The sequence below is a fragment of the Halostagnicola larsenii XH-48 genome (assembly GCF_000517625.1).
Taxonomy (GTDB): Archaea; Halobacteriota; Halobacteria; order Halobacteriales; family Natrialbaceae; genus Halostagnicola; species Halostagnicola larsenii.
In genome coordinates this window covers 2,510,867-2,537,806 of sequence record NZ_CP007055.1, presented here as the reverse complement: position 1 = coordinate 2,537,806, position 26,940 = coordinate 2,510,867, and the positions used below count along the sequence as shown (strand labels likewise).

Below are 26,940 nucleotides of genomic sequence, written 5' to 3'. Positions count from 1 at the left end.
AGTGGACTGGCTCGGACCTGTGGTGGTGTACTCCCTCGAATCCATGTCAATGAAAAGGTGGATACAGGTTGGCCGATAACTCGGAAGTAGTGACCACGCGTGGATGACTCAGAGCCGGATACGTTCGCCGTCATGGAACAGATGCCGACTCGGGAGGTTCTCGATTCCTTAATCGAGAGCGGACTCCACGAAATCAGACGCGAGAAATCCGGTCTGTTGCTTTCGGGGTTCTCTGCGGGGCTCGATATCGGATTCGGTCCCTTGTTGATGGCGGTCGTCCTCACGCTTTCGCAGGGCTCTTACGGCGATCTCACGACCGAATTGCTGCTGGCGAGCGTCTACTCTGTCGGTTTTCTCTTCGTCATCCTGGGTCGCTCGGAACTGTTTACCGAACACACGACGCTGGCCGTTATTCCGGTTCTCGATAGACAGGCGTCGATCGGGCAGTTAGCGCGTCTCTGGGGGCTTGTGTACATCGGTAACATTGTCGGAGGGCTCCTGTTCACGCTGCTTGCCGTCGTCCTGATGCCGGGTCTCGGCGTCGTCTCGCCGGAGTCGTTCGAACTGATCGCGCACAAACTCGTCTCCCACGAGTTACACTGGCTGTTCGTGGCCGGAATCTTCGCGGGCTGGCTGATGGGACTGCTGGCGTGGTTGATTACTGCTGCACAGGGAACGTTGAGCCGAGTAGCCATCATCTGGATCGTCACCGCGACGATCGGACTTCTTCACCTCCCACACTCCATCGCGGGCAACGTCGAGGTGCTGTTCGGCGTGTTCATCTCCGCGTCGATCACACCGCTGGATTACCTCGCGTTTCTCTCCCTTGCGACGATCGGCAACGCGTGTGGCGGCGCGATATTCGTCGCCGTTCTCAAGTACGGCCACGTCGTTCGCGGGGCGAAGTAACTGCGAACTCCCGCGTCCGCGACGCCCGTCGCTTGTTTCGCGGTCGTGCCGAAACGCCTTCCCTCGAGGCGGCCGTCTGACCACCCATGACGGACTCGAGCCCGGAACACGAGGAACGCGACGCGAGTCACGTCGTCACCGCGTTCCTCCGGAATCGAGGCGAGGTGTTGTTGTTGTGTCGCAGCGACGCGGTTGGTACCTACGCGGGCCAGTGGGGTGGCGTCTCCGGGTTCGCGGAGGGGGACCCCGACCGGCAGGTTCGCGTCGAAATCGCGGAGGAGACGGGACTCGAGGATCGCGTCTCGCTGGTCCGTTCGGGCCGGGAACTGCGGGTGACCGACGAGCAACTCGAGCGCGAGTGGGTCGTCCACCCGTACCTGTTCGAGTGCGAGTCGCGCGCGGTCGAACTGAGCGAGGAACACGACGCCTTCGAGTGGGTTTCGCCGACGGTTGCCATCGATCTCGAGGACGGATCGGTGCCGACCTCGTCGGCGTCGACGTTTCCCGACGACGTCCCCGGAATCGACGGCCGGGAAACGGTCCCGGACCTCTGGGACGCCTACGAGCGCGTCGCCCCGTCGATACGGTCGGTCGCGGCGGACGACGAACACGGCGCTGCCTTCCTGTCGATTCGGGCCCTCGAGGTGCTTCGCGACCGGGCGGGCGTGCTGCTCGACGAGCGCGACGACGACGGCGTCGATCCCGACGCGGAGTGGGACGAACTCGCGGGACTCGCCGAGCGACTGCTCGAGGCTCGGCCCTCGATGGCCGTCCTGCGAAACCGGGTGAACAGAGCGATGGAGAACGCATCGACGGCGGACGACGTCGAGGGTTCGGCCGGGACCGCTCCCGACGTTCCCGGCGCTCCCGCGCTCCTCGAGTCGGCGCTGGCCGGGATCGATCGGGCGGTCGACGCCGACCGCGCGGCAGCCGCGACCGCCGGTGAATACTTCGATAGCGACGAGCGGGTGTTGACCCTCTCGCGTTCGGGGACGGTTCGTTCGGCGCTCGAGGCGTGGTCCCCCGCTCGGGTGTTCGTCGCCGAGTCCAGGCCGGCCCGCGAGGGAGTCGCCGTCGCGGAGGAACTCGCGGGCGGGATGCCGGTTGCGTTGTTCACTGATGCGGCCGCGGCCTCGGTGCTCTCCCGCGAGGCGGTCGACCGCGTCGTCGTCGGTGCCGACACGATCCGTCCGGACGGTGCCGTCGTTAACAAGACCGGCACGCGGTCGGTCGCGCTTGCGGCGGCTCGCGAGGGGATTCCCGTCTCCGTGGTCGCCGCCACGGACAAAGTCTCAACTCGCCCCGAAATCAACCTCGAGTCGGGTTCGAGAACGGCCGTCTACGACGGCGAGGCGTCGATCGACGTGTTGAATCCGACGTTTGACGTGACGCCGGCCGACTGCGTGGACGAGTACGTCACCGAACGCGGCCCGCTCGAGCGCGCGGACATCGACTCGATCGCCAAAGAGTTGCGGGAACTGGTGGCGTGGCTCGAGGCCTGAACCACCTCGAGATCGTTTCGAGGCGTTCGCGCGAAACGACAGACCGAAACCCCTCGAGGTCGACGTTCGGGTGGCGGCCGTGACGAAGAGTTACCCCCTCCGAGCCCCTTGTGACGAGGACTTTCACCGAGCCGCCGTCGTTTCCTGACGGATCTCGTTCGCTCGAACCGACGCGCCCTGCGAGACGGTGGTCCGATCCGCTCGCGGGAGGACCCCGTTCGTCGGAGAAACCTTGAACACGAAGCCATCTGTATCCCCGACCATGCACATCGATCTCGAACGACTCGGCGTCCACGAGTCGGTCGGTACCGTCTTTCCAGCCCGCGTACTCGTCGAGTATCTCGAGGACCTCCCGCTCGAGGTCGGCGCTATCGGCGACGACGAAATTGCCGACTGTGACGCCGTCGTCACACTCGAGTACGACGACGCCATGCTCGAGTGCGCGTGGATCCACTCGATTCAGGCGGGCGTCGACCGGTTCCCCTTCGAGACGCTCGAGGCCGAGGACGTGATTTTGACCAACAGCACGGGCATTCACGGCCAGTCCGTCGGCGAGACGGTCGCGGGTTACCTGCTCGCGTTCGCCCGCCGGCTCCACGACGCCGCCGCGAATCAGGAAGACCACCGCTGGGATCCCCCGGCGTGGGACGAGGCGTTCACGATTTCGGGAACGACGGCCTGCGTCGTCGGCACCGGGACGCTCGGCACCGGCGTCGCCGACGTGCTGGGCTCGCTCGGGGTCCACGTCAGCGGCGTCCGCCGATCGACGGAGCCGTTACCGGCATTCGACGAGATGTACGCAAATGACGACTTGCTCGAGGCGATTTCCGATGTCGACTTCGTGATCGCCACCGTCCCGCTGACCGACGAAACGCACCACCTCTTCGACGCCGAGGCGTTCGCCGCCATGCGCGAGAACGCGTACTTCGTCAATGTCGCGCGCGGCAGCGTCGTCGACGAACCCGCGCTGGTCGACGCGCTCGAGGCCGGCGATATCGCCGGTGCGGCACTGGACGTCTTCGAAACCGAACCGCTCCCCGAGGAGTCGCCGCTCTGGGATCTCGACGAGGTCATCGTCTCGCCACACTGTGCTGGGTTCACGCGGGACTACGGCCCCAACATCGGCGAAATAGTCACCGAGAACGTGGCTCGACTCGAGCGCGACGACGACCTGAAAAATAGGGTCGTCTGAGCAACTGACTACTCGGATTCGGTGGCCGGGCGCATGGCTCGAGTACTACGAGAGCCGTGTAACACTACGGAAGAGCAAGCTCTTCCGAGCATCGCGAACGCGATGCGTTCGCTCAACGGGGAAGGGCAGGCTGTGTCCGACACTCACCGCGAGCGAGGCCGCAGGCCGAGCGAGCGGGCCGACGACTGACTCGGAGTGAGTAACGCGAACGGAGAGGAAGGAGGAGTGTCTTCGTGAGCAGAGCGAACGAAGGCTCGGAAGTCGCAGCCCGCGAACGAAGTGAGCCGGACCGTCTTCCGGTGCTTTTCATCGAAGCTAAGCGGGAGCTTCGCTCCCGCGAGGTCCGAGAGAGTTTCACTCTCTCGAGATTTTGCCGAGGGACACCGCGTCCACGCCAGTAAGTCTGGCGTGGACGCGGTAGACCGCAGCGCAAAAGTTCGTTAGAAAAACTTGAACAGGTCGTCGCGCTCCTGTTCGTGGAGGTGGGTGCGGACGGCCTCGTACATCGGCTCGAGTTGCTCGCGCTTTGCGCTGATCGGCGCGATGGTCTCTTGCCACTGCTTCCACGGCGGATAGAGCCCGAGCCGTTCGGCGAGTTCGTCGAGGCGTTCGTCGCGGTCGTCGACCTTGTCCATCTTGTTGACGGCGACGACGGTCGGAATTCCTATGTCCTGCAGGAAGTGGTACATCTCGACGTCGTAGGGGATCGAATCCGGCCCGGTGTGGCGGTCGATGATGTCGACGACGCTCTTGCCGTCGACGACCAGCACCGCGACGAGGACGTTGTCGGCGTACTCCTCGAGATAGCGGACGATGTCGGTCTTGATCTGCTCGCGGTGGTCTTCCTCGACGCCGCTCATGAACCCAAATCCGGGGAGATCCGTGAGGACGAAATCTTCGGCCGTCCAGTCGTAGTGGTTCGGCGAGCGGGTGACGCCCGGCTTGCCGCCGGTGTCGAACGAGTGGCCGGTTAGCTCCCGCATGAGCGTGGACTTCCCGACGTTAGAGCGCCCGACGAGGACGACTTCGGCGTCGCGGTTCGGGCGGTTTTCGAACATACCTGCCATACGAGGGCGGCGAGTAATAAGGACCGCGACGCCGACGCGGCCGCTCGAGATCCGGACCCGGCCCCCGCCGATCCGAGCAGTGGAACTCCAACTGGGTTCCAAACACTGGGCCCCCGGTCGGGCTTCGAGCACTGGAATTATCACAGCGGGATGCGAGTTACGGAGTGTGCGGCTCGTACAGCTGACGATCCCGGCAGGGAAACGACGGACGCTCCTCGAGGCGCTCGACGAGCAGGGCGTCGATTACGTCGTCACCGAGGAGACGAGCGACCGCGATTACACGGCGGTCGCGTACTTCCCGCTCCCCGCGTCGGCGGTCGAACCCGTCCTCGATTCGATACAGGAACAGGGTGTCGACGAGGACGCCTACACCGTCGTCGTCGACGCTGAGACCGTCATCTCTCGCCGATTCGAGGCCCTTCGCGAGGAGTACGAAAACGGGGATGTCGAATCGGAGCGGATCTCGAGACAGGAACTCCAGGCCGAAGCGGAGTCGCTGACGCCGTCGTTCGACATCTACGCGACGATGACGGTTGTGAGCGCGATCGTGGCGACGTCAGGACTGTTGCTCGATTCGGCGGCGGTGGTCGTCGGTTCGATGGTGATCGCACCGCTGATCGGTCCGGCGCTGGGTGCCAGCGTCGGGTCCGTCCTCGACGAGGAAGACCTCTTTCTCAAGAGTATCAAGTACCAACTGGTCGGCGTCTTCCTCGCCATCCTCGCCGCTGCGGTATTCGCGCTGACCGTTCGGGTGACGAACGTCGTCCCGCCCGGGCTCGATATTTCGGCCGTCGACGAAATCTCCGAACGCCTCGCCCCGGATTTGCTCTCTCTGGCGGTCGCACTGGGCGCGGGCGTCGCCGGTATCGTCTCCATTTCGACCGGGATCTCGGTGGCACTCGTCGGCGTGATGATCGCGGCGGCGCTTATTCCGCCGGCCGCGACGGTCGGCATCGCCCTCGCGTGGGGCCAGCCTTCGGCGGCGATCGGATCGACGGTACTGGTGCTCGTCAACGTCCTGTCGGTGAACCTCGCGGGGTTGCTCACGCTCTGGTACGCGGGCTATCGCCCGGAGAACCTGTTCGAACTCGGCCCGACGCAGGAACGGGTCCGCCGTCGCGTGGTCGGATTAGTCGTCATCGTCCTCCTGTTCGGCGTGTTTCTGGGCGGGATTACCTACGCCTCGTACTCGGCGGCGACCTTCGAGGAGAACACTCGCGAGGACATCGAAACCCTTCTCGAGCAACCGGAGTACGACGGCTATCAGCTGCTCGAACTCGAGGTCGTGATGGACGAGGATTACCCGTTCTTGAGCCCCGAACGGGTGATCGTGACGATCGGCGGCCCACCCGGCGAAACGGATCCGGAGTTAGCCGACGAACTCCACGAGCGGGTCAATCGATACGGCGACGACTCGATCGATGTCGAAGTCCGGTACGTGGAGGTCGCACATCGGTGAGCCGGGTCCCCGTCGCCTGCTGTTTGGGTCGACTGTCGATTCTGACCCGCTCTCGGCGTACACAGGGTAGTACCTTTTTGCCCTCCGTGGTGGCCCCCTAGTCGTGCGTCTCGTTCACGTCACCGTCTCAGATACGCGCCAGGACGCGGTCCGAGCGGCGCTCGAGGAGAGGCAGTTCACGTTCACCGTCGTCCCGACCGCCGATGACGGCGTCATGTTCGAAATCCCCGTTCCGAGTAACGCGGTCGGGGACGTTCTCGACGAACTCGAGGCGGCCGAGGTCGATCTCGAACAGTACACCGTCGTTGCCAGCGCCGAGGCGGCGATGACGACGACTTCGGAGACGCTCGAGCGGGAGTACGCAGGACGGTACAAACCGATGACGGCGATCGAGCTTCGGACGAAAGCTCGCGACCTGAGCAGGGATACCGCCTCTTACGCGGCGTTGATGGTTTTGAGTGCGCTCATCGCAACGGCGGGGTTGTTGATCGGTTCGCCTGCGATCGTCGTCGGTTCGATGGTGATCGCGCCGATCATCGGGCCGGCGTTGACCGCCAGCGTCGGGACCGTGACCGGCGACCGAAAGATGATCGCCGATAGTCTCTGGATGCAACTCTACGGGCTCGTGCTGGCTATCGCCGCCGCAGCGGCGCTCGCAGCGGCGTTTCGCTTCGGCGGCTTCGTCCCGGCCGAACTCGAGCTCCCGGCACTCGAGCTGTTCGGCGTCCGACTCGCGCCGAACATGCTCTCGCTGGTCGTCGCCGTCGCGGCGGGGCTATCCGCAGGGATCGGGCTGACGACGAAGGGGCCGACCTCGATAATCGGCGTCATGATCGCAGCCGCGTTGATCCCGACAGCCGCGGCGACGGGGGTTTCGATTGCCTGGATCGAACTCGAACTCGCAATCGGAACGGCAATCTTGTTGTGCGTGACTATGGTCGTGATCAATCTCGCGGTACTCACCGTGTTGGTCCTCCTCGGCTACGTCTCTCGAGAGCGCGCATCACCGGAGGGTGACCTTGATCGATCCCTCGTCGCGACGGGACTACTCGCACTGGTCGTCGTCGCGCTCACGCTCTCGGTCGGGTTCGCGACCGTCCAACAGGTCGGCGTCGACAGGGAGGTCGCAGCGTCGGTCGAGGAGACCCTCGAGGACCCCGCCTACGGAAATCTCACCGCGGTGTCCGTACAGACGCAGTACTCAGACATGTCGCCGTACACCGGTCCGCGGAGCGTGACTGTCGTGGTGAGCCAGGCGGGTGCTGCGGATACCTCGACGTTCGCTACTGACGTCGCGGAAACCATCGAAGAAAACACGGGGGAGGATATCGACGTTCGCGTCGAACCGATCGAGTACGAATCGGCGTCCGTCCGTGAGCGCTGACAGCGCGCAGGAAGCGGTACCGTCTTCAGCCGTCGAAGGAAAGAGTGTGGTGACGGATCAGCCGTCGAAGGGTAACTCCGGCTCGTAACTGATAGCCTCGATCGCCGCCTCGAGGACCGTCTCGACGTTCTCGCCGGTTTCGACGCTCATGTAGTACTCCGCTTCGACGTCCCGCGATCGGTCCGCTTTGTTGCCGATCGTGAGGACGGGCACGTTCTCGAACTGGTCCTCGATGGCGTCGCGCAACTCGAGTTGGGACTCGATCGGGTAGCCACACTCGCCGCTGGGGTCGAGCAGGACGAGGACGCAGTCGGCGAGGTGCTCTAAGGCGCTGACGGCCTGCGATTCGATCTCGTTTCGCTCCTGTGGGGGACGGTCGAGCAGCCCCGGCGTGTCGACGATCTGGTAGCGGATGTGATCCCGTTCGAAGTGTCCGAGTCCAATTCCGGTCGTCGTGAACGGATACGAATCCGTCTCGCCGCGGGCGTTGGTCACGTCGTTGACGAGCGAAGATTTGCCGACGTTCGGGTAGCCGGCGACCACGATCGTCGGTTCGTCGGCGTTGATCTCGGGGAGGTCTCGAAGCTCGTTGCGCGCGTCGTTGATCAGCCGGAGGTGTTCGTCGACCTGTTCGACGATATCGGCGAGTCGCGCGAACGCCTGCTGGCGGTGCTTTCGTGCGGTGTCGATGTCGGTTTTACGGAGTCGCGACTGGTACTCCTCGTGAATCTCGCGGGTCTTTCGGCCGGCCCAACTGACCTGCGAGAGGCTCTGTCGTAGCGCGTCGACCCCGGTCGTCGGTTCGTCGTCTCCCGACCCATCGGAGTGGGCGATGGAGACGTCCAGAATCGCGTCGGCGAGTTCGTAATAAAACGGGTCGACGTCGTACTCGAAATCCGGCCACGCGGTCACGACGTTCTCCAGGTTGTCCGACATAATGTTCGCCGCCGTCTGGAGCATCGACTGCTGGGCCTCGAGGCCGCTCTTGGCGTTGCCCGAGCGGGCCGCCCGCGAAAACGCCTTGTCGATCAGCTCTTCCGACGTCGGCGTCGTCGGAAGGTCTTCGAAAATCATAGTCACCAGTACAGCCTCGACACTAAAAGGGCGTTCGTTGTCGGTTCGTCCGTGATAGTTCTCTCCCTCGCGACACCGTTCACGCTCGTCTCGAGACTGAGACGCCTGCCATATTCTTATTCTGCTGGGTCGCTTATGACCCGTATGGCTAACTGGCGTGCCGTTTTCATCGGCTTCGTGACCACGATTGTCCTCTCGATCGTTGGACTGGCAATTCCCGGGATCGGTCAACTCGTCGCCGGCCTGGGAGGCGGGTTCGTTGCCGGATTCATCGCCGGCGGCGGCCTGCTTCGGGGCGCTTGGCACGGCCTCCTCGCGGGCGCGCTCGGCGGTATCATCGGCGCATTCCTCCTGGGTGTCGTCGTCAGTCTGACCGGTCTCGCGCTCGGCCCCATCGGCGGCCTGCTCGGCGTAGGCGTCTTCGCCTTCGCGACAGCTATCGCCCTGATCATGGCACTCGAGAGCGCGCTCGCCGGCGCTATCGGCGGCGTACTCTCCGGCTGAGCCGGCGTCTGCCGGTGGATCGATCGTGCGTCGAGTTCGTCTCCTCGAGGCGATCCTCCACGCGGCGGAAAAATGAATGTGCGTCTGTTTCGCTCGCTCGTGGTAGTTGCGATCGGCTTGCCGTTGCTCGATTCAGGCAGAGGCCATCTCCCGACAGCTCTCGGCGCACTTCGGTAGAACTTCCGCACAGGCCTGACAGTGCTCGTGGTCGTGCTGTTCGCACTCCTCGGCACACTCCTCGCAGGCGTCCGCACAGATCGATGCCAACTCGCCGTGGTAGCCCGAGTCTCGAGCCATGAACCGCGCGTGCAACGTCGCCAGGTCGGCAACGTCCCGACAGAGCCGGATACAGCGGGCCATCCCTTCGCCCTCGTCCGCGCAGGCGTCCGCACACCATTCACAGACCTGCGCGGCTTCGAGGCAGTTGTCAATACACTCTTGCATCTGGTCGTCCGCGTGCTCGAGTTGTTCGAGTGCCATCGCGTGGACGTACGCGAGCGTCGCGTATCAAACTGGCACGGGCGATTGCAAGCGGCAGGGAAAATGCAAACGTCGGGGACGAACCGAGCGGGGCTGTTCGTCCGTTTCCAGGCTATCGGCTGGGCTCTCAGCCGCTGTTCTCGGTCACTACTTGGCTCGCTCTCCCGGAACGCGGTCTCTGTGGACGACTCCGCGTTTCGCAGCGTTTTCGCTCGCCGCTTCACACCGTGACACCAGCGTCCGTACGCGCTCGATCCGCTCCGTGCAGTCGAACTCGTCGGTTTCGTGCTCGGCTCTCGCACGGCAGTAGCGCATGTACAGCGCGACTCTCCAGTCCGACTCGAGCGGCCACCAGACGGCAGACGGATCGCCGTCAATCTGCCCTTCCCAGGTCTCGACGAGTTCGTGGACGAACGCCGCGACGTCCTCCTCCGTTTGCTGTATCTGCAACTCGCCGTCTAGCTCTCGAGAGAGAAACGTCGACTGTTCGACCACGGTGGTCGTTGCTGTTTCCTTCTCGAGCAGTTCTCGAAACGCCGTCACCTCTTCTTGCGAGACCGCCACGGCACACGCGATGCAGTAGGTATCCGTCGGAAAATGTTCGTATTCCGGAACGGGGAGCTGCGCCGTCGTCTCGGCCTGGCTCCGGTCGCCTCCAAACAATCCCATAACTATCCCATTGGACCATCTGGAATGAGTTTTGTGGTGGTTCCCACGAGTAAAGTGTAATGAATATTTGCCCTGCATTAGTTAGATATTCCGGGAACGTCGTACCGCCGTCGCCGAGCGTGATCGATATCCGCTATTGGATGCGCTCACCGTGATGTTCTGGTTGTTCGACTCCCGTGCGGGTAGACACGTTCGTGTTTCTCGTCCGGTTGTGCTTCGAACACCAACCCGTCTCGTGAGTCGACGTCCGTTCGGAAACGAGTCTTCAGCCTACCGCCGTGATTCGAGTTCGTCCTCGAGGTCCGCGAGGTCCATGTCTTTCATCGAGAGCAAGACAAGCAGGTGATAGACGATATCGGCGGCCTCGTAGGCGATTTCGTCGTGGTCGTCGTCTTTGGCGGCCAGCACCAGTTCCGTCGATTCTTCGCCCAGTTTCTCCAATACGGCGTTTTCCCCTTTCTCGTGGGTAAACAGCGACGCGGTGTAGGAGCCTTCGGGTAGCGTTTCCTTGCGGTCTTCGATGACGGCGAACAACTCCTCGAGTGTCTCGTCCATTTATAATTCACCGGGAACGTCACGGATGTCTTCGAGTTCGGCGAACTTCTCGCTGTCGTCTCGGCCGTCCTCGAAGACGGCTTCCGTGACCTCGATCGGCACGTTGGTTCGGGCAGCGAGCGCGAGCGAATCGCTCGGCCGGGCGTCGATCACGGTCTCGCCGCGGGGCGTGTCGACGTGAATGTCCGCGATATAGGTCCCGCCCTGTCCGTCCGCGCGCTCTTCGATTTCGTTGACGACGACCCGGTCGACTCGCCCGCCGAGTTCCTCCATCACGTCGAGCAGGAGGTCGTGGGTCAACGGCCGGCCGATGTCCTCGGCCTCGAGCCCGCGAGCGATGCTCGTCGCCTCGTTGAAGCCGATAAAGATCGGGACGATGTCCTCTTCGCCTTCGACGGCGAGGATCAAGACCGGCACCGGTCCCTGCTGGGTTCCCGCGACGCGGACGGCGTCGATGGACGCGTTCATATCACAACTCACGAAGGCGAGCGGCAAAAGTCTGTACGCCTGCGACCGACGCCTTTCGAGGAGCCACGCGGCGGGTTGTCCGCTGGGCTACTCGAGCGCCGTCACCGACGCGCCGTCGTTCTCGAAAAACGCCAACTCGTGAATTCGGTCGTCGGTCGTCAACTCGGGGTGAAAGGAGGTGCCGACGACGGGGCCGTCCCGCACCGCAACCGGGTTCCCGTCCCACGAGGCGAGCACGCGGGCGTCGCCCACGTCGTCGATAACTGGCGCGCGGATAAACACGGCGGGAAACGGCTCGTCGTCTGGGAGTCCCGTTACCTCGAGGGGCGCTTCGAAGCTGTCTTTCTGTCGTCCGAAGGCGTTTCGCTCGACGGTCACGTCGATCAGATCGAGCGTCTCGACGCGCTCGTCGCCGGCGTCGCTCGAGGCGACGATGAGTCCGGCACAGGTCGCAAACAGCGGTTTCTCGTCGTCGACGTGGTCGCGAATCTCTGCCGCGATTCCCTCAGAGTGGACGAGCCTCGAGATGGTCGTCGACTCGCCGCCGGGCATCGCGAGCAGGTCGCAGTCGGGGACGATACCCGACTCGCGGACCTCTAGAACCTCGACGGATTCGCCGCGGGCCGTACTCGCTCGTCTGATGGCGTCTGCGTGTTCGGAAACGTCGCCCTGAACGGCGACGACGCCTGCAACCAGTGACATGGCTGTGGTAACGTGAGCAACGTCAAAAACTTCGCGTCACGAATCGCAACTGGGTGAGGTTGCCAGTGGCGGGACTGGCGGCAATTTGTAGCTCCGATCCCGGTTTCGGCGTCTGCAGTGCGTCGGATTCGGGCTGATCACCAGTGCATCGTTTCGACAGACCGAACCTGTGGGTGATCAAGCGGGTGTACCGACCTCGATACCCAAAACAAACTGCGTTAGGAAACGAACGTCAGCAACTGGACGAGCACGCCGAGCATGACGCCGGTTGCGATGACGGTCTTGGGGTCGATACGAATCGCGTTCGAGTCTTCGGAGTCGAAATACCGGATGAGTCCGGCACTGGACATCAGCCCGCCAGTGTTCTGTCCTTTATCCATACGTTCTCTTTCACTCGCCGGGCACTAAATCTTTCGACCGGCCGGATCGGCCCGTGATCGTCCGCGTCCTCGGTCACGGCAAACCCTCACTGGTGGGAAACCCTTATGCGCGCTGCGCGGGAAAACCCAATGAACGGTATGACTGTCACACTTAAAGACTTCCACGCAGACTGGTGTGGCCCATGCAAGACCCAGGACCCGATCCTCGAGGATCTCGAAGAAGACTGGGAGGGCCGATTCGAAGTCGAGAAAGTAAACGTCGACGAACAGCAAGATGTCGCAAACGAGTATCAGGTGCGGTCGCTGCCGACGCTCGTCATCGAAAACGACGACGAAATCGTCGAGCGCTTCGTCGGTGTTACCCAGCGAGAGGACATCGAAGACGCCCTCGAATCCGCCGGCGCCTAATCCGTCGACACGCCCCGGTCTGCGTTTTTCTGACCGGCGTGAGACAATCGAAAAGGCTCTCGAGTCGTACGAATCCACAGCCGAAAATTGCGAGCCGACGGGTGGGGCTCCCGACTCGAGGCTACTGGACGGTTTAGTCACGCTGAGACAGCACCGTCGGTTTCGTTCCCCTCCTCCGCCGTCACGTTCCCGTTAGCACCGTTCGTTTCGTCGCTTCCGGTGGCGGTTTTCTCACGGTCGTCGACCGCTTTCTCGCCCGTCTCCGTGTCATTCGATTCCGAAACACGCGGGATCGACTACTGGAACTTGACCCCGACGTCGTGTAACTCCTCGTTGTGGCGAGCGATGTTGATGACCAGCGGCGTGATGCTCTCGACTTCGGCCGCGTTCGCGAGCGGCCCGGCGTCAAGAACGCGGAGCCCGTCTATTTCGCTCGCCAACGACGTGACCGTCTCCTTGGCGGCCCCCTCGCCGACGACGAGCGTATCGAGGTCGATCTCACGATCCAGATTCGAGAGTTTACCCGCCGCGAGGTTGTGAAATGCGCCGACGACCGGCACTTCGTCGGGTGCGCGACTGGCCACGAGTTCGGTGACGCTGCCGGCCGACGGCGGGTGATAGTGCATCCCGTCCTCGTCGCCTTTCATGCCGACAGCGGGGGTGACGAGGATCGTGTCCTCGTCGAGTTTCTCCGCGACGGCGTCGACGGTGTCGCCGGCGTAATAGGGAGGTACCGAGAGAACGGCGACGTCCGCCCGATCGGCCGCCATCTCGTTCGTAAAGCCCTTGATCGACGCCTCGACGTCGCGCTCCTCGAGAATTGCCTCGTACCCCTCGACTGCGTTTCGGGCCTTTTCGGGGTCTCGAGAGCCGATCAGAATCTCGTGGTCGGTGTCGTGTGCAAAACGTAACGCGAGCCCTTCGCCGATATCGCCGGTTCCGCCGAGTAGTGCGATTCGCATACCTGCCTCTCGGAGAGGCACTCGAATAAAAGGGTGGGAGGTCGGCCGAACTCGCCGGAAGCGTGGTCGGTTCGGTGGCCGATCATTTTTCTCGACAAACATTTGTCACTGGAGATATACGTCCCTCCATGGAGCTTTCCGTATCGGCGCGAACCCGTCGCGCGATCTTGTTTGCCTGCTTGGCCTTTCTCATCCTCCAGAGCGCGGGTGATCTTCTGGAACACGGCTCGAGCGCGTGGGTCTGGGTTTCGGGGTACGCTCTCGGTTCGTTCCTCCTCGTTGGCCCGGTCATCTGGATCGCTCGCGATCGAATTCCGGCTTCCCGTCGACAAACCCTCCTGTACCCTGTTCTCGGGGCGGTCTGTCTCTGTTTCTTCCTCGCTCTCGGGGTCGAACTCGCGCTGGGCGGCGTGTTCTTTTTCTTCGACGCGGGGATCGCCGGCAGTATCGCCGGATTTGCGCTCGCGTATCTCCTCGAGCGGACGGTCGTTCCCGAACGCCTTCGGGCACCGGAACACAGGCGGTCGTAGGCGTTCGAACACAGACGGTCGTAGCCGCTCCGAACGCAGACGATTGCCGGGGGTTAGGGTGCGTCGTCTTCGTCCGGATTCATCGCCGCGCCGAAGTCACCGCCGTCGTAGGCGTCCCGATTTCGCAACTCGCGCACCCGTTGTTCGAGTCGGTTCTCGAGCGTCCGTCGGTGGTCCTGATCGACGCCGGGATCGCCTGCGAGCTCCTCGAGATCGCGGCGGGCGCGCTCGAGCAGATCGACCGCGGCTCCGGTCTCGAGGGTCGCGGCTCGCTCGAGGTCGGATTCGACGTCGGCGAGGGTCCGGTCTGTCATAGGTCGAGTCTCGACGGCGAGTCGTTTCAACGTTTGCGCGCATTCGCTGCCCGTAGAGCGGTGGCGAAACCGCTATCCGTCGAACGTTCGGGAACAGATACAACAGGTCCCCCTGCGTTCGTTCGCCCAATGGCCGACCCCGCCGTCATCGCCCACCGCGGATTCGCCGGCGTCGTTCCCGAAAATACCGTCGCCGCGGCACGCAACGTAGCCGAGCACACCGACGCGTCGCTGCTCGAGATGGACGTTCAACCTGCAGCCTGTGGTACCCCCGTGGTAATCCACGACGAACGACTCGAGGGAACCCGCGACGGGCGGCCGCTGACGGACGCCGAGGGCCTCGTCTGGGAGACCGACCTCGAGACGATTCGGAACGCGAGCGTCCTCGGAACCGCCGAACCCGTGCCGACGCTCGCGGAGCTTCTCGAGGCGATTCCGGAGACGATGGCAGTCAACGTCGAACTGAAAAACCCTGGTACGGCGGCGATTCGCTTCGGCGAATCGCTCCCCGAAGACGACCGCGGGGAGCGAAAAGCGATCTGGAAGCCGTTCGTCCAACGCGTCGTCGCCGACTGCGACGCTTTCGCCGGCGAACTCCTCTTTTCGTCGTTCTGTGAGGGCGCGCTCGCGGCCGTTCGCGATATCGCGCCGGCTTACGCCGCCGCTCCGCTGATATGGGACGACCTCGAGGCCGGCCTCGAAATCGCTCGTCGGTACGACTGCGAGGCGATCCACCCGCCGCGAAACGCCATCGCGGGAACGGGACTGGCGGAAACGGAGTACGCCGGACTCTCGAGCGGTGACGAGCCGGCTATCGATCTTCTCGAGGCCGCACACGACGACGGCCGGGCGGTGAACGTCTGGACCGCCGAGACGTGGACCCAGTTCGACCAGCTCGCCGAGGCGGGCGTCGACGGGATCATCGCCGACTATCCCGGACTGGGGACGGTCTCGAGCCAGTGATCTGGATTTCGAGCCGATAATTGGATCTCGAGGCCCCGTCGCTCGAGGTTCGAGCCGCTGATCAGGGTTTCGTCCGCGTGACGCCGACCCACCACGCGCCGACCTGAACGGCCAGTGCGATAGCCGCCGCCACGTAGTCGCCGGCCAGCCAGGTCGCCTCGAACAGCACGACGGCGGCGAGGGGGACCAGTGCGAGCCCGACGGCGAAGACGAAGGTGCGGATGAAGTCGTCCACCTCGAGTCCCAGCCGATCGAGACCGCCGTAGAACGCGAGCCAGCCCGACGCAATCGTCGAGACGAGGACGAATCCGGCGTTGAGAGCGCCGCTGAACGGACCGGCGAAGCCGGCCGCGCTCGCGAGCGATCCGACCGCGAACTGGAGCGGGAGAAACGCAAGCGGCACGAAGAACACGGCCAACCAGACGAACGTCCAGGTGCCGGTCGGGTCCGCGCCGAGTCGGTCGTACCCGCCTTCGACGAGCCACACCGTCCCGCCGAGGGCCACCGCGAACGCGACCGGCCAGAAGAGCCCGCCGGGGAGCGGCGGGGCTCCAATCAGTACGTCGGCTCCTCCATCGAGGAAGACGGCTCCAACGAACACCAGCCAGAGGAGGCCGACGAGCGTGCCGAGCGTGCGGGAGAAATCGGCGAGGACGCTCCCGACGTTCGCTCGAACTGAATTCGTCATTACGACACTGTTGTACTGTATGTCAAATAATTATTCTGCTCGGTGAACGAATCGATACGGATTGGCCACTCATCGGTCCGGATCGGACGGTGGCCCGGAATCTCGGGTCGGCAGGTCGTCCGTCGCCGGCCCCTCGAGAAGCGTCCCGTCCGGGTCGAACCGCGAGCCGTGACACGGGCAGTCCCAGCTACATTCGGCGTCGTTCCAGTCGACGACGCAGTAGGTGTGGGGACAGACCGCGGAGACGGCGTGGAGGTCGCCGTCGGCGTCGCGCGCGATCGCGGTCGGCTTCGGCCCGTCGCGGACGACTCGGCCCTCGCCGCGTGCGATCGACTCGAGGCTGGGCCCGAACAGCGTTCGCAGCCAGTCGGTCGCGAACTGGCTCGCGGCGTCCGCGTTCTCCGTGATCGCGTCGGCCGCCGAGGGTTTGGGCGTGAACCGTAGCGGATCGAACAGGTCGGCTTCGGGCGGGCGCTCGCTGTCGACCAGCTTCGCGAGCAGTCGTCCCGCGGCGACGCCGTTTGTCATCCCCCAGCCGCGAAACCCGGTCGCGACGAAGACGTTCTCGGCGGCGACGCCGGCGCGACCGACGAACGGCACGCGATCCGCGGTCACGTAGTCCTGTGTTGACCACCGGTAGTCGATCGATTCGACGGCGAATCGCTCGCGCGCCCAGCGCTCGAGGCGTCGGTACCGATCCGCGGTCGACCCGCCCTGTCCGGTCTTGTGGTTCTCGCCGCCGACCAGCACGAGCGGTCCATCTCCCTCGCGGTCGTGGTGCGTCCGCACCGAACGGTAGGGCTCTCCGGGTCGGTAGTACATTGCCGCCGGCGGTTCGCCCCGAATCCGCAAGCCCAGCACGTAGGACCGCTTCGGGTGCATTCTGGTGAAATAGCCCGCCCGATCGAGGATCGGATAGCCGGTCGCGAGGACGACGCGACCGGCCGTGACTGTCGCGCCCCGCTCCGTTCGGAGTCGACACGGACTCCCCGGCTCGACACCGGTCACCCGAGTGCGTTCGTAGACCCCCGTTTCGCCGTTCGAACCCGCGCTCTCGTCGGCGTCGTCCCCGTCATCGTGTGTCGATTCGACGTCCGACTCGTGGATTTCCTCGGCGAGCGCGAGCAGGTATCGCCGCGGGTGAAACCACGCCTGGTCGTCGAACCGCAGCGCCGCTGACGCCCGCTCGAACGGCGGAACCGACCGCACTTCGGTCGCCTCGAGCCCGGCCATCGCGGCCGCGTCTGCCTCCCGTTCGATCGCGTCCGGTTCGTCGCCGTAGAGGTACGACGGCCGGCGCTCGAACCCGCAATCGATCTCGAGGCCGTCGATCCTGTCCTCGACGATATCGATCGCTCGCTCGTTTACCGTTGCGTACTGCCGAGCGGCCCCGCGCCCGAACTCCCGGCGGAGGTGGTCGTAGATCAACCCGTGCTGGCTCGTCAGCTTCGCCGTCGACTTCCCGGTGACGCCCGCTCCAACCCGGTCGCGCTCGAGGACGACGACCGATTTCCCGCGTTCTCGAAGCTCCATCGCCGTCGAGAGGCCGGCGATTCCCGCGCCGACGACGGCCACGTCGACCGATCGGTTCGACTCGAGCGGTGCGTATTCGCCCTCGAGCGTGCTCGCGAGCCAGGGCGAGGTCGGCTCGCCGGGGAGGTCGTCGTTGGGCCGCCTGAAGGTGCCGGACATATGGTCCGGCGGTACCACGGCAGGCGGCAAAAACGGACGGGGGTGTCACGACGGAAATCGGTGTTCGGATCCTCGGATACCGGTTCGTATGGATATTTATCAATTTGGCATTACTGTTGTCACATGCCAGTAAATGCGGGATGGGGGGAACTGCTAGTCGGCGCGTATCACAAGCGATTGAACGGTTGTGAGGTTGTCAGCTATAATAACCGGTCAGCGGAACCCGGTAACCAGATGGAAGCTGATGTCGTTGCTATAGACAACGATCAGGAGACTAGTGAGCAAAACGTCTACGTCTGCGAAGTAGTCACCCACATGAGCGGAGACCTGTATTCAGGGTCTCCGGATGACGGCTGGTGGACCGAATATTCCAATACCAAAGCGTACCAGTATTCGCTACAAAAACTCGAGAAGAAATTCCACGAGGATCACAAGTACGTTACTGACACCTTCCCGGAGGCCGAGGAGTATTCGTACCAACTCTGGGCTCCCGTCGTGTCTGGGTGGCAAAAAGGGGGTGCCCTCATCAGCGGCCTCGAAGCACTTGCAGAGAAATTTGAAGACGAAACAGGTGAAGAACTCGAACTCGTGATCAATCAAGACTACACCACGAGGATCCACGAACTACAGGACGAGGCGAAAGGAGACATTAGCGATTACGGAGCACCGGCGTTTCGATTTCTTCAAATCCTCCAGAATTTGAAATAGCGATCGATTTCTCCGTCGAGGGGACTGACGAGTTATTCGAGCGTGTTGCGCGTTGACTTCGCATTCAGCACACTGATTTGACAAAACTGGTGACCTTAAAATACCGCTTTGCCTGCTTTCACGTAGCAATCGGCTATCGGCCTCCGAATAGAAAGCTGCGACCCGAGCATGGATATACGCTACTCCTCGAGCGCGTCGGGCAACTCGTTTACCGACTCGAGGACGAGCGATGCGCCCTCGGATTCGTACTTTCGACGCCCGTCGTCGCCGGTCAACCCGCCGGTGAGAACGCCGATCCCGTGGTAGGTTCGATCCGGATCCGCCTCGCTCGCGTTGACGGCCGTCCGCACGTCGTCGAGCGTGTCGCCGACGAAGACGACGGTCTCGGCCTCGAACTTCGCCGCGAGGGTGGTCAGCGCGCGGGGGTGCGGTTTTCCCTCCTCCCAGTCGTCCATCGTGAATCGATCGTCGGGACCGATCTCGAGGCCGACCCGCTCGAGGGCGATTTCGGCTTCGGCCTCCGGTCGCCCGGTCACGACGCCCACGTCGTAGTCGTCGGTCAGTCGCTCTCGGGTCTCCGCCTCGAGCAACACCGGCTCGTCGTGGATGAATCCGCGCGTCTCGCTATCGGGTTCGCCGCCCTCGAGCCCGCGGTAGAGGTCGCTTCCGAGGTAGAGTTGCTGAAAGACGTCCCGAAGCTGGTCGCGGTCCCAGCGATCGGTCACGCGCTGGGTCGCAGTCGCGCCGATCTCCTCGCGGACGACCGTCGTCGCGGCCTCGAGGCCCCCGCCGTTTTCGGCGATGTCGTCGGTGAACTCGTCGATCGAACCGCGATAGCCTTCCTCGGTCGCCAGCACGTACAGCGCCGCGGCGTACGTGAGTTCCCAGTCGTTGTTGAACCCGCCGGCGTCCTTGAACTGCTGAATGTCCGCCTTCCGAATGGTTCGGTCGTAGACCCGCTCGACGGACTCGATTATCGCCCGCCGGTAGGAGTTTTCGACGTCGACGAGCACGCCGTCGATATCGAGGACGACCGCGTCGGCGTCGATGGCGGCGCTCGCGGCCACACGTTCGCCTTCGCCCGCGGTCGCGCCTCCGTTGGCTTCGCCAGTGGTATCGCCGCTGTTATCTTCGCTTGTGGTCACACGGTCGTCCTCACCGGCGGCCATACTGTCGTCTCCACTCGCGGGCCCACCGCCGTCGTCTTCGTCCGTGCTCTCGTCTGCAGTCATACTTCGGGACACGGGCTCGAGGTGATAAAACGCGCCGAATTTGTCCGGCGACACGCTCGGCTTCGTCGGCTCCGTTCGCCACCGTCGGCTCGCGTCGAACCAGCAGATGGAAGTCGGCGTCTCCGCAACAGTCTTCCAATGAGCGGGGGACAGGGGAGTGTCGTCGATACCGTCGCCGGGGGACTCGAGCGCCTCGGCATCATCTCCGCCGAGCGGTTCCGTCCGACGATGGAACTCGCGTTGCCCCGGATCGGAACCGGCTTCGCGATCATGTCCAAGCAGACGGCAGACCTAGCGATGGTCGGAATCGCCGTCGGCACGACGGGGACCGCCGGGCTCGCGTTCGCGCTGGCCTACTGGGAGGTCGTTACCATGCTCGGACTGGGCCTCGCCGGAGGGACCGTTACTCTCGTCTCCCAGAATTACGGCGGCGAGCAGACCGATCGCGCCTCGGTCGTGGTCAAACAGAGCGTTTTGGTTGCCATCGCGTTCGCGTTGCCGCTCATGGCCATCTTCACCCTCTTTACGGAGCCGTTGATCGACCTCCTCGGTTCCAATCCGGATTCGATCCGTCACGGGAGCGTCTATCTTACCTTCGTCACGCCGGCAGTTCTCTTCGAGATGCTCAATCTCATCGCCAGCCGAACGTACACCGGGATCGGCGACACGTTCACGGAGATGATGGCCCGCGGCGGCGGCGCGGTTCTCAACGTTGTCCTCAGCGCGCTCTTTATCTTCGGGTTCGATACAGGCGTCGCCGGCGCGGCGATCGGAACCACGCTCTCGACGGGATTCGTCACCGTCGTGCTCGCGTGGGGGATGTTCGGACGGAACTACGGGGCGCTGGGGATGGAACCGAGTCCCGTCCCCCTGACCCGGACGGGGCCGCTGTTCGACGCGAGTATCGTCCGCCAACTGATGGAGGTCTCGCTGCCGGAGATCGGCCGCCGACTCGCACAGGGGGTCGTCGTCTTCCCGCTTTTGTGGATCACCGCGGCGTTCGGCCCGGTCGTCGTCACCGCCTACGAGGTCGGCAGACGCGTCCGCGGCCTGATCAACAGCATCAACTGGGGGATGTCCCTGGCCTCGAGTTCGCTTGTCGGCCAGCACCTCGGCGCGAACGACGAGGACGAGGCCGAGGCCTACGGCGAGGCGATCATCCGGCTGTCGACGCTGCTCTACGTCGGCGCGGCCGCGATCGTCCTGGTGTTCGCCGATCCGATCGCCAGCGTGTTCGTGACCAGTCCCGAGGAGGTCGGTCAGGCCAGCACCTTCGTCGCGATCGGCGCGATCAGTGCGATCGGATTCGGGATCGACGGCGGTGCGGCCGGGGCGCTGTTAGGCGCCGGCGCGACTCGCTGGCCGTTCGTCTCCTCGCTGATCGGGAGGTACGCCTGCGCGCTCCCCGCCGCGGCGCTGGGGCTGGTGACGCCGCTCGGAATCTCGGCGCTCTATCTCGCGTTCTTACTCGAGACGTTCGTGCCGGGCGGGATCAACTACTGGCTCTTTCGGACGGGCCACTGGAAGGCCGTGAGCCGGCGGTATCGTCCCGACTCGGCAACCGATGCGGACTGACGGGCGCATCAATTAGAATCCGAGCGCCAGCGCGAACTGCACTGCGAGGACCAACAGTCCGAGCGCGTAGAGCGTATCGAGGAAAAACCACGAGAGCAGGTTCGCGACGTAGATGGCGATCACGAACGGGATTCCCAGAAGTACGGCCGGCGAGCGCCGCCACTCAGATTGCGAACGCTTCCACAGCGTCCTCGCGTCGCCCGTACTCGGAAACGCCTGCGAGCCGATGGCGAAGCCGAGCCAGCCCAACACGACCACGGCTGCGACGATTTCCTCGCCCGGTAGCGCCGTCTCGAGACCGACGCCGCCCTCGAGGACGCCGCTCGAGCGGACGACGATGGCGAGCGCGACGAACAGACAGAACGCGAGCACCGTGTTGAGTAGGAAGGGGGCAATGCTGACGACGAACGACTGTCGGTAGCGATCGGGTTCGCGGTGTTGGACGTAGCCTGCGGGCGTTCCGAGCCGAAAGTACGCGACGTCGACGACGGGAACCCCCATCAAGTCGCAGGCTTTCTTGTGGGCGAACTCGTGGACGACGACGCCAGGAATCGTGAGCAGACTGAAGAAAAAGCCGATGAACGCGAGCATACTTCAGAACGTGAATACGTCGTGCTAAGTGTTCTGGATCGGCGTTATGAATCTCTCGTTCGGTTCAGTTCGCGACGAACAGCGTTCCGCCCGGAATCGTCTTCCGCTCGACCGGTACGGCCGGCTGGTCGCCCCCGAGCGTCGTGAACACGAAGGTTGCGTCGACCGCTCGAGCGACCGCGAGCGTCGGCCGGTGGAGTTCCGGCGGCAGGTTCTGTGCGACGAGCGCGTCAGCCTTCTCGTAGACGCTGGCGTCCGGCTCGACGATGTCGTCGCGAACGAACGTCACGGCGTCGGGAACGGTCCGCTCGTGGACGTCGGTTGCGACGACGGAAATCCCCGATTTCGCCAGCGCGCTCGCCAGATCGGTTCGGCGGCCGATCCCCACCTCGACCACCCGGTCCGCGTCCGAGAGGTAATCGCGGATTGCCTCTGTATTCCGACGAGAGTGTGCCATGGCGGGACGTTTATGGCACCTGCGGCCATAGTCGTTTTCATGCTCGTCGATATCGTTCCGGTGGGGTCGGTCTCCGCTGAGGTCAAGCGGGCGGCCTCTACAGCGTTGCGCTCTGTCTACGACTGCGAGGTATCGATCACCGATTCGCAGTCGATTCCGAGCGGCGCCTACGATGACGGCCGAAACCAGTACTCTGCGGAGGCGTTTATCCAACTTGCAGAACGGGCCGGCCGGGGCGAAAAGAATATCGCCATCACGCCGCACGATCTGTTCTACCGACGCCGAAACTACGTCTTCGGACTCGCGTACCTCGACGGCAGCGGCAGCGTCGTCTCGACCTATCGCCTGCAGACGTCCTCGGACGGCGGCTTCTCGAACAAGAGCGCCGCCGATATCTTCCAGGACCGCGTCCGAAAGGAAATCGTCCACGAGATCGGTCACACCTACGGGCTCGAACACTGCGACAACAACCGCTGCGTGATGAACTTCTCCCCGACGGTTCGAGAGGTCGACATCAAAGAGGAGAACCTCTGTGGGAGCTGTCAACGGCTGATCAGCTAGGGCTCGTACCGCCGCCGATCCGCCGCTCGCGCACCGCATTGTTCGAGCACCTAGCTTTTCTTTACTGGCACACGTCATTCGAATCAATGCCCACCACCGCCCCCTTCGAAACGCTCACCGACGAGTACGACGAGTGGTTCGACTCGAACTCCGACGCCTATCGGGCTGAACTGGCCGCCCTCGAGCGCCTGTTCCCCGAGAATATCGCTTCTACAGACGACGAAGACGACATTATCGTCCCCGCCGCGCTCGAGGTCGGCGTCGGCACCGGGCGCTTTGCCGGCCCGCTCGAGATTCCGGTCGGGATCGATCCCGCGGCGAACCCGCTTTCCGAAGCGCGAAAACGGGGCGTCGCACCAGTCCGAGGCGTCGCCGAACACCTCCCCGTGCGTAACGACGCGCTCGATCGGGTGCTGTTCGTCACCGTCTGGTGTTTCCTCGACGATATCGAGCGGGCGCTCGCGGAAACCCGCCGCGTGCTCGCCGCCGACGGGGACCTCGTCGTCGCGTTTCTCGACCGCTCGAGCCCGCTCGGACAGGACTATCAGGAAACCAAAGACGAGAGTCCGTTCTACGCGGACGCGCGGTTCGTCACCGGCGAGGAGGTCTGCGATTCGCTCGAGGACGCCGGATTCGTCGTTCGTGAGCGGCTTCAGACGGTGTTCGAGAAGTCGGACGACGACAAACTCGAGGACGGGTCGACGGCGACCGACCGCGTTCGATCAGAACACGGCGACGGGTTGTTCGGCGTCGTTCGCGCCACGCTCGAATAGTTCAGTCAGGCCGACCGGCTCCGCGTATCATCGACGGGAACAACGATTTAGGCGCCAGTCTCGTACGGCCGCCCAAGACCAGTGCCGTGATACTCGCCACCTTCTTGCGGAACGGGACGGCCGATCCGGCCCCGAGTAGCGGACGTTTCGGGGGTGAGCGACGGTGACCGACGACGAGCGCGAGATCGAAATCGACGTCGAAACCAACGACGACCGTTCGGCCGACGAGTCGCCGGACGACGGGATTTCGTCCGAGGGTGAGTTCGAGACCGCCCCGTGGAGCACCGACCCGAATCCGCTCGAGGACCGCGACGGTGTCCAGCCGCGCGACCTCGAGGACGAACTCGGGCGCATCGACGTCATGTCGACGCCGGAGGGCTACGTTGAGGGACGCGTTACCGACCTCGAGACGGTCGACGAGACGACGGTACGTCTCGAGGTCGCGCTTCCCCACGGCCGGACGACTTCGTTCGCGCTCGAGAAGCCGATTCCGTGGTCTGACGAATTTCTGCTGGCTCGGATCGTCGAAGACGTCGGCTACGACGCCGCCTCCGTCGGCCACCTCGTCGGCGAATCGGTGTTCGTCACGCGAGCGGACCTCGAGAACGACGCCGACGAGTGGGACGGGCTCCGGGCGACCGCCGCTCGAGCCGCGGGCCGGACGGTGAACTCGCTGCTCGAGGCCTCGCTGGGCGGGCGCTTCGAGCGGACGGAAACGGGACCGACGTGGCGGCTCGTCGACCCGCTGGAACGCCCCGACCCGATCGAGGACGACGGGTTCGACGCCCTGAGCGTCTCAATCGCTCTGGGTCTCGTTCTCGCCGGCGTCCTCGCGGCCGTCGCCGGAGCGGTGTTCGGTGCGACGGGAGGAATTGCCGTCTCGAGCGCGATGATCGCGTATGCGTTGCCGGGCGTTATTCTCGCGCTGGTCGGGGTTCTCGTCGCGTACTCGCTGGATGGTAACGGAGAATAAGCCGCGGTTCGCTCGAGTCGCGTCGCGATCAGACCGAGTAGTAGTACTCGCCTTCGCGTTTCTGCTCGCGATCTAACTGCGAATCCGGTTTGTTGATCCGCGGTCGCGAGGTCCGCTCGTCCCGACGGAACGTGATCTCGAGGTTCTCGAGGAAGTCGTTCATCCCCTCGCGCATCGGCTGTGGCGTCCCGGCGCGACCCTCGATGGCGGGTTCGCCGTCGAAGACCATCAGGCGGTCGGCGAGCAGGTCGATCACATAGGTGTCGTGGTCGATCACGAGCACGGTGGCGTCGTGCATCTCGGCGTGGCGTCGGATCGCGCTCGTCGCCTGCACCCGCTGTTCGACGTCTAGGTGTGCCGATGGCTCGTCGAGTAAGTACAGATCCGCGGAGTCGGAGAGACAGGCCGCGATGGCCACGCGCTGGCGTTCGCCACCCGAGAGGTCCGAGAGGTTCTGTTCCATGATCCGCTCGAGTTGCAGCGGCTGGGCGATTTCGGTGTTCCAATGTGAGGAGCCGAACTGGTCGGTGATCGACGAGAGGAACACGTCGACGCGCATGTGCTGGTCGATTGTGACGTACTGGGGCTTGTAGGAGATGTCGAGATCCAGATCGGTTTCGCCCGTCGTCGGCTCGAGGTCGCCGGTGAGCAACTGGGCGAACGTCGACTTCCCGATGCCGTTCGGGCCGACGATGCCAAGCACTTCGCCTTCCATGATCTCGCCGCCCTCGACCGCGAGTTCGAACTCGCCGTCGCCGTAGGACTTCGTCATGTCCAGATACTCGACGAGGGTGTCGCGGTGGGTCGCGTTCCGCGGCGCGTGTTCTTCGAACTCGATCTGGCTCGGCCGAATCCGCATGTTCTCGTTCTCGAGGTAGCCCGAGAGGTACTCGTTGATCCCGTTGCGGACGGATTTGGGCGTCGTGATGACACCGTAGGCCCCGGGTTCACCGTAGGCGACGTGGAGGGTGTCACAGAGCAGGTCCAAAATCGCGAGGTCGTGTTCGACGACCAGGACGGATTTGCCCTCCTCTTCGGCGAGTTCGCGGGTGAGCCGCGCGGCGGTCACTCGCTGGCCGATGTCGAGATAAGGCGTCACCTCGTCGAGGAAATAGAAGTCGGTGTCGCGAGCGAGCGTCGCCGCGATGGCCACGCGCTGGAGCTCGCCGCCCGAGAGGTCGTCGATGGACTGGTCCATCACCGGGCCGATGGAGAGCCGTTCGACGAGCGAGTCGAGCGCGCCGCGTTCGTCGGTTCGCTCGAGCAGTTCCCGCGTGTTGCCGTCGAACTGCTGGGGGATCTGATCGACGTACTGGGGCTTTCTCGAGACGGTCACGTTGCCGTCGCGGACGTCCGCGATGTAGTCCTGAAGTTCGGTGCCGCGGTAGGCGTCGAGCACTTCCTCCCAGCCGGGCGATTCGTCGTACCGGCCGAGATTGGGCTCGAGTTCGCCCGCGAGGATCCGGACGGCGGTCGTTTTCCCGATTCCGTTCGGGCCGAGGATTCCGGTTACCTGTCCCTCCTGTGGGGCGGGAAGCCCGTAGAGCGAAAAGGCGTTCTCGCCGTAGCGGTGGACCGGATCGTCCTCGAGTTCCTGGGGGAGGTTGATGATCTCGATGGCGTCGAAGGGACACTTTTCGACGCAGATCCCGCAGGTCTCTCCCAGACAGATCTCTTCGGAGATGCGAATCTGCTCGGGCTGGCCCTGATCGGCTTCCTCGCCGCGAAGGGTGATACACTCCTTGCCCGTTCGATTCGGCGGACAGTAGTTCTTACACTCGTAGTTACACCGATCCGGCTGGCATCGGTCGAGGTCTACGACGGCGATGCTATCGTCTGCCATCGTTAGATCGTTGCCCCCGTCGTGAGCAAGATTCCCCACGTCACGAACCACAGCGAGAAGGTCATGAACGCGATGAACAGGTAGTGTTTGACCCCGAACTCGTCGTCGTTATAGATTCCAGATAGCTTGATGATCGGGAACTGAATAACGATCGCGCCGAGGACGATCAACAGCGCCTCCTGATTTTGCGCGCCGACCTCGCCGGTCCCGTAAATCGAGAGACAGACGAACGCGGCTGCGACCCCGAGCAGCGCTGACAGCGCCGTCACGCTGACAGAGCGTATGTGCTCGTATCGGTCGCTAATCGATTCCGTCGACATGTGTC

Annotated in this window: 33 protein-coding genes; 15 read left to right on the top strand and 18 right to left on the bottom strand. The window is 63.9% G+C overall.

The window, feature by feature from the left end; translation table 11 throughout:
- The first annotated feature begins 99 nt into the window (after positions 1–99).
- Together HALLA_RS12820 and HALLA_RS12815 are read left to right on the top strand one after the other, a co-directional pair.
- Positions 100–909, top strand: a complete 810-nt coding sequence (locus HALLA_RS12820; protein ID WP_049953729.1) for a formate/nitrite transporter family protein — start codon at positions 100–102, stop codon at positions 907–909.
- 86 nt (positions 910–995) lie between these two features.
- On the top strand, positions 996–2,411 hold the full coding sequence (locus HALLA_RS12815) for an initiation factor 2B (protein ID WP_049953728.1): 1,416 nt from the start codon (positions 996–998) through the stop codon (positions 2,409–2,411).
- Between the two features lie 123 nt (positions 2,412–2,534).
- Here the strand turns inward: HALLA_RS12815 and HALLA_RS20660 are convergent, their stop codons facing one another.
- Positions 2,535–2,675 (bottom strand): hypothetical protein, encoded by a 141-nt coding sequence (locus HALLA_RS20660; protein ID WP_157231377.1) that lies wholly within the window; start codon positions 2,673–2,675, stop codon positions 2,535–2,537.
- Between HALLA_RS20660 and ddh the strand changes: the two genes are divergently transcribed.
- Together ddh and HALLA_RS21095 are read left to right on the top strand one after the other, a co-directional pair.
- The gene (ddh, locus tag HALLA_RS12810; protein WP_049953727.1) at positions 2,674–3,603 is read left to right on the top strand and encodes a D-2-hydroxyacid dehydrogenase; all 930 of its coding nucleotides are present in this window, start codon (positions 2,674–2,676) and stop codon (positions 3,601–3,603) included. The genes HALLA_RS20660 and ddh overlap by 2 nt on opposite strands.
- Before the next feature lie 33 nt (positions 3,604–3,636).
- Complete coding sequence (locus HALLA_RS21095) at positions 3,637–3,792, top strand: hypothetical protein (RefSeq protein ID WP_169732140.1); 156 nt, start codon at positions 3,637–3,639, stop codon at positions 3,790–3,792.
- A 251-nt stretch (positions 3,793–4,043) separates the two neighbouring features.
- Here HALLA_RS21095 and engB read toward each other — a convergent pair whose 3' ends face one another.
- Positions 4,044–4,661, bottom strand: coding sequence for a GTP-binding protein EngB (gene engB / locus HALLA_RS12805; RefSeq protein ID WP_049953726.1), 618 nt, complete (start codon positions 4,659–4,661; stop codon positions 4,044–4,046).
- Between the two features lie 175 nt (positions 4,662–4,836).
- Here engB and HALLA_RS12800 point away from each other — a divergent pair, with 175 nt between their 5' ends.
- Positions 4,837–6,129, top strand: coding sequence for a TIGR00341 family protein (locus tag HALLA_RS12800; protein WP_049953725.1), 1,293 nt, complete (start codon positions 4,837–4,839; stop codon positions 6,127–6,129).
- Between the two features lie 103 nt (positions 6,130–6,232).
- Positions 6,233–7,513: a DUF389 domain-containing protein gene (locus HALLA_RS12795; RefSeq protein WP_049953724.1), complete on the top strand. Its 1,281-nt coding sequence runs from the start codon at positions 6,233–6,235 to the stop codon at positions 7,511–7,513.
- 57 nt (positions 7,514–7,570) lie between these two features.
- On the opposite strand, the gene HALLA_RS12790 is transcribed toward HALLA_RS12795, so the two are convergent.
- Entirely contained in the window at positions 7,571–8,587 is a 1,017-nt protein-coding gene (locus HALLA_RS12790) for an NOG1 family protein (RefSeq protein WP_049953723.1), read from the bottom strand.
- Positions 8,588–8,731: 144 nt separating this feature from the next.
- On the opposite strand from HALLA_RS12790, the gene HALLA_RS12785 reads away from it, so the two are divergent.
- On the top strand, positions 8,732–9,091 hold the full coding sequence (locus HALLA_RS12785) for a DUF5518 domain-containing protein (RefSeq protein ID WP_049953722.1): 360 nt from the start codon (positions 8,732–8,734) through the stop codon (positions 9,089–9,091).
- Positions 9,092–9,223: 132 nt separating this feature from the next.
- Here the strand turns inward: HALLA_RS12785 and HALLA_RS12780 are convergent, their stop codons facing one another.
- The 6 genes from HALLA_RS12780 to HALLA_RS12755 form a co-directional block, all read right to left on the bottom strand.
- Positions 9,224–9,571 carry a four-helix bundle copper-binding protein gene (locus HALLA_RS12780; protein ID WP_049953721.1) on the bottom strand — a complete coding sequence of 116 codons (348 nt, stop codon included), beginning with the start codon at positions 9,569–9,571 and terminating at the stop codon, positions 9,224–9,226.
- Positions 9,572–9,718: 147 nt separating this feature from the next.
- Positions 9,719–10,240 carry a hypothetical protein gene (locus HALLA_RS12775; RefSeq protein WP_049953720.1) on the bottom strand — a complete coding sequence of 174 codons (522 nt, stop codon included), beginning with the start codon at positions 10,238–10,240 and terminating at the stop codon, positions 9,719–9,721.
- A gap of 270 nt (positions 10,241–10,510) precedes the next feature.
- Positions 10,511–10,795, bottom strand: coding sequence for a phosphoribosyl-ATP diphosphatase (gene hisE / locus HALLA_RS12770; RefSeq protein WP_049953719.1), 285 nt, complete (start codon positions 10,793–10,795; stop codon positions 10,511–10,513).
- The gene (locus HALLA_RS12765; RefSeq protein ID WP_049953718.1) at positions 10,796–11,263 is read right to left on the bottom strand and encodes a bifunctional nuclease family protein; all 468 of its coding nucleotides are present in this window, start codon (positions 11,261–11,263) and stop codon (positions 10,796–10,798) included. It abuts the gene before it with no gap.
- A gap of 87 nt (positions 11,264–11,350) precedes the next feature.
- The gene (gene pdxT, locus HALLA_RS12760) at positions 11,351–11,965 is read right to left on the bottom strand and encodes a pyridoxal 5'-phosphate synthase glutaminase subunit PdxT (RefSeq protein ID WP_049953717.1); all 615 of its coding nucleotides are present in this window, start codon (positions 11,963–11,965) and stop codon (positions 11,351–11,353) included.
- A gap of 218 nt (positions 11,966–12,183) precedes the next feature.
- Positions 12,184–12,345: a preprotein translocase subunit Sec61beta gene (locus HALLA_RS12755; RefSeq protein WP_049953716.1), complete on the bottom strand. Its 162-nt coding sequence runs from the start codon at positions 12,343–12,345 to the stop codon at positions 12,184–12,186.
- Between the two features lie 138 nt (positions 12,346–12,483).
- On the opposite strand from HALLA_RS12755, the gene HALLA_RS12750 reads away from it, so the two are divergent.
- Positions 12,484–12,753 carry a thioredoxin family protein gene (locus tag HALLA_RS12750; protein WP_049953715.1) on the top strand — a complete coding sequence of 90 codons (270 nt, stop codon included), beginning with the start codon at positions 12,484–12,486 and terminating at the stop codon, positions 12,751–12,753.
- A gap of 296 nt (positions 12,754–13,049) precedes the next feature.
- Here the strand turns inward: HALLA_RS12750 and npdG are convergent, their stop codons facing one another.
- A complete protein-coding gene (npdG, locus tag HALLA_RS12745) occupies positions 13,050–13,715 on the bottom strand; it encodes an NADPH-dependent F420 reductase (protein WP_049953714.1) in 666 nt (221 codons plus the stop codon).
- Between the two features lie 128 nt (positions 13,716–13,843).
- On the opposite strand from npdG, the gene HALLA_RS12740 reads away from it, so the two are divergent.
- Positions 13,844–14,245: a hypothetical protein gene (locus HALLA_RS12740; RefSeq protein WP_049953713.1), complete on the top strand. Its 402-nt coding sequence runs from the start codon at positions 13,844–13,846 to the stop codon at positions 14,243–14,245.
- A 53-nt stretch (positions 14,246–14,298) separates the two neighbouring features.
- Here the strand turns inward: HALLA_RS12740 and HALLA_RS12735 are convergent, their stop codons facing one another.
- On the bottom strand, positions 14,299–14,559 hold the full coding sequence (locus HALLA_RS12735; protein ID WP_049953712.1) for a hypothetical protein: 261 nt from the start codon (positions 14,557–14,559) through the stop codon (positions 14,299–14,301).
- A gap of 129 nt (positions 14,560–14,688) precedes the next feature.
- On the opposite strand from HALLA_RS12735, the gene HALLA_RS12730 reads away from it, so the two are divergent.
- On the top strand, positions 14,689–15,522 hold the full coding sequence (locus HALLA_RS12730) for a glycerophosphodiester phosphodiesterase (protein WP_049953711.1): 834 nt from the start codon (positions 14,689–14,691) through the stop codon (positions 15,520–15,522).
- A gap of 61 nt (positions 15,523–15,583) precedes the next feature.
- On the opposite strand, the gene HALLA_RS12725 is transcribed toward HALLA_RS12730, so the two are convergent.
- On the bottom strand, positions 15,584–16,210 hold the full coding sequence (locus HALLA_RS12725) for a hypothetical protein (RefSeq protein ID WP_049953710.1): 627 nt from the start codon (positions 16,208–16,210) through the stop codon (positions 15,584–15,586).
- A 69-nt stretch (positions 16,211–16,279) separates the two neighbouring features.
- Positions 16,280–17,902: an FAD-dependent oxidoreductase gene (locus HALLA_RS12720; RefSeq protein WP_049953709.1), complete on the bottom strand. Its 1,623-nt coding sequence runs from the start codon at positions 17,900–17,902 to the stop codon at positions 16,280–16,282.
- A 234-nt stretch (positions 17,903–18,136) separates the two neighbouring features.
- Between HALLA_RS12720 and HALLA_RS12715 the strand changes: the two genes are divergently transcribed.
- Positions 18,137–18,610: a hypothetical protein gene (locus HALLA_RS12715; protein ID WP_242406170.1), complete on the top strand. Its 474-nt coding sequence runs from the start codon at positions 18,137–18,139 to the stop codon at positions 18,608–18,610.
- A 179-nt stretch (positions 18,611–18,789) separates the two neighbouring features.
- On the opposite strand, the gene HALLA_RS12710 is transcribed toward HALLA_RS12715, so the two are convergent.
- Positions 18,790–19,659 (bottom strand): TIGR01548 family HAD-type hydrolase, encoded by an 870-nt coding sequence (locus tag HALLA_RS12710; RefSeq protein ID WP_049954119.1) that lies wholly within the window; start codon positions 19,657–19,659, stop codon positions 18,790–18,792.
- A 321-nt stretch (positions 19,660–19,980) separates the two neighbouring features.
- On the opposite strand from HALLA_RS12710, the gene HALLA_RS12705 reads away from it, so the two are divergent.
- Positions 19,981–21,417, top strand: a complete 1,437-nt coding sequence (locus HALLA_RS12705) for an MATE family efflux transporter (protein WP_049953707.1) — start codon at positions 19,981–19,983, stop codon at positions 21,415–21,417.
- Positions 21,418–21,429: 12 nt separating this feature from the next.
- Here HALLA_RS12705 and HALLA_RS12700 read toward each other — a convergent pair whose 3' ends face one another.
- A complete protein-coding gene (locus HALLA_RS12700) occupies positions 21,430–22,008 on the bottom strand; it encodes a metalloprotease family protein (protein ID WP_049953706.1) in 579 nt (192 codons plus the stop codon).
- A 64-nt stretch (positions 22,009–22,072) separates the two neighbouring features.
- Positions 22,073–22,465 carry a UPF0146 family protein gene (locus tag HALLA_RS12695; RefSeq protein WP_049953705.1) on the bottom strand — a complete coding sequence of 131 codons (393 nt, stop codon included), beginning with the start codon at positions 22,463–22,465 and terminating at the stop codon, positions 22,073–22,075.
- A 39-nt stretch (positions 22,466–22,504) separates the two neighbouring features.
- Between HALLA_RS12695 and HALLA_RS12690 the strand changes: the two genes are divergently transcribed.
- From HALLA_RS12690 to HALLA_RS12680, 3 genes are all read left to right on the top strand, one after another.
- Positions 22,505–23,026, top strand: coding sequence for an archaemetzincin family Zn-dependent metalloprotease (locus HALLA_RS12690; RefSeq protein WP_049953704.1), 522 nt, complete (start codon positions 22,505–22,507; stop codon positions 23,024–23,026).
- 86 nt (positions 23,027–23,112) lie between these two features.
- A complete protein-coding gene (locus HALLA_RS12685; RefSeq protein WP_049953703.1) occupies positions 23,113–23,799 on the top strand; it encodes a class I SAM-dependent methyltransferase in 687 nt (228 codons plus the stop codon).
- Between the two features lie 163 nt (positions 23,800–23,962).
- Entirely contained in the window at positions 23,963–24,772 is an 810-nt protein-coding gene (locus HALLA_RS12680; RefSeq protein WP_049953702.1) for a hypothetical protein, read from the top strand.
- A gap of 28 nt (positions 24,773–24,800) precedes the next feature.
- On the opposite strand, the gene HALLA_RS12675 is transcribed toward HALLA_RS12680, so the two are convergent.
- Positions 24,801–26,615: a ribosome biogenesis/translation initiation ATPase RLI gene (locus HALLA_RS12675; protein WP_049953701.1), complete on the bottom strand. Its 1,815-nt coding sequence runs from the start codon at positions 26,613–26,615 to the stop codon at positions 24,801–24,803.
- Positions 26,616–26,617: 2 nt separating this feature from the next.
- Positions 26,618–26,935, bottom strand: a complete 318-nt coding sequence (locus HALLA_RS12670) for an EMC6-like membrane protein (RefSeq protein ID WP_049953700.1) — start codon at positions 26,933–26,935, stop codon at positions 26,618–26,620.
- Positions 26,936–26,940 lie beyond the last annotated feature (5 nt).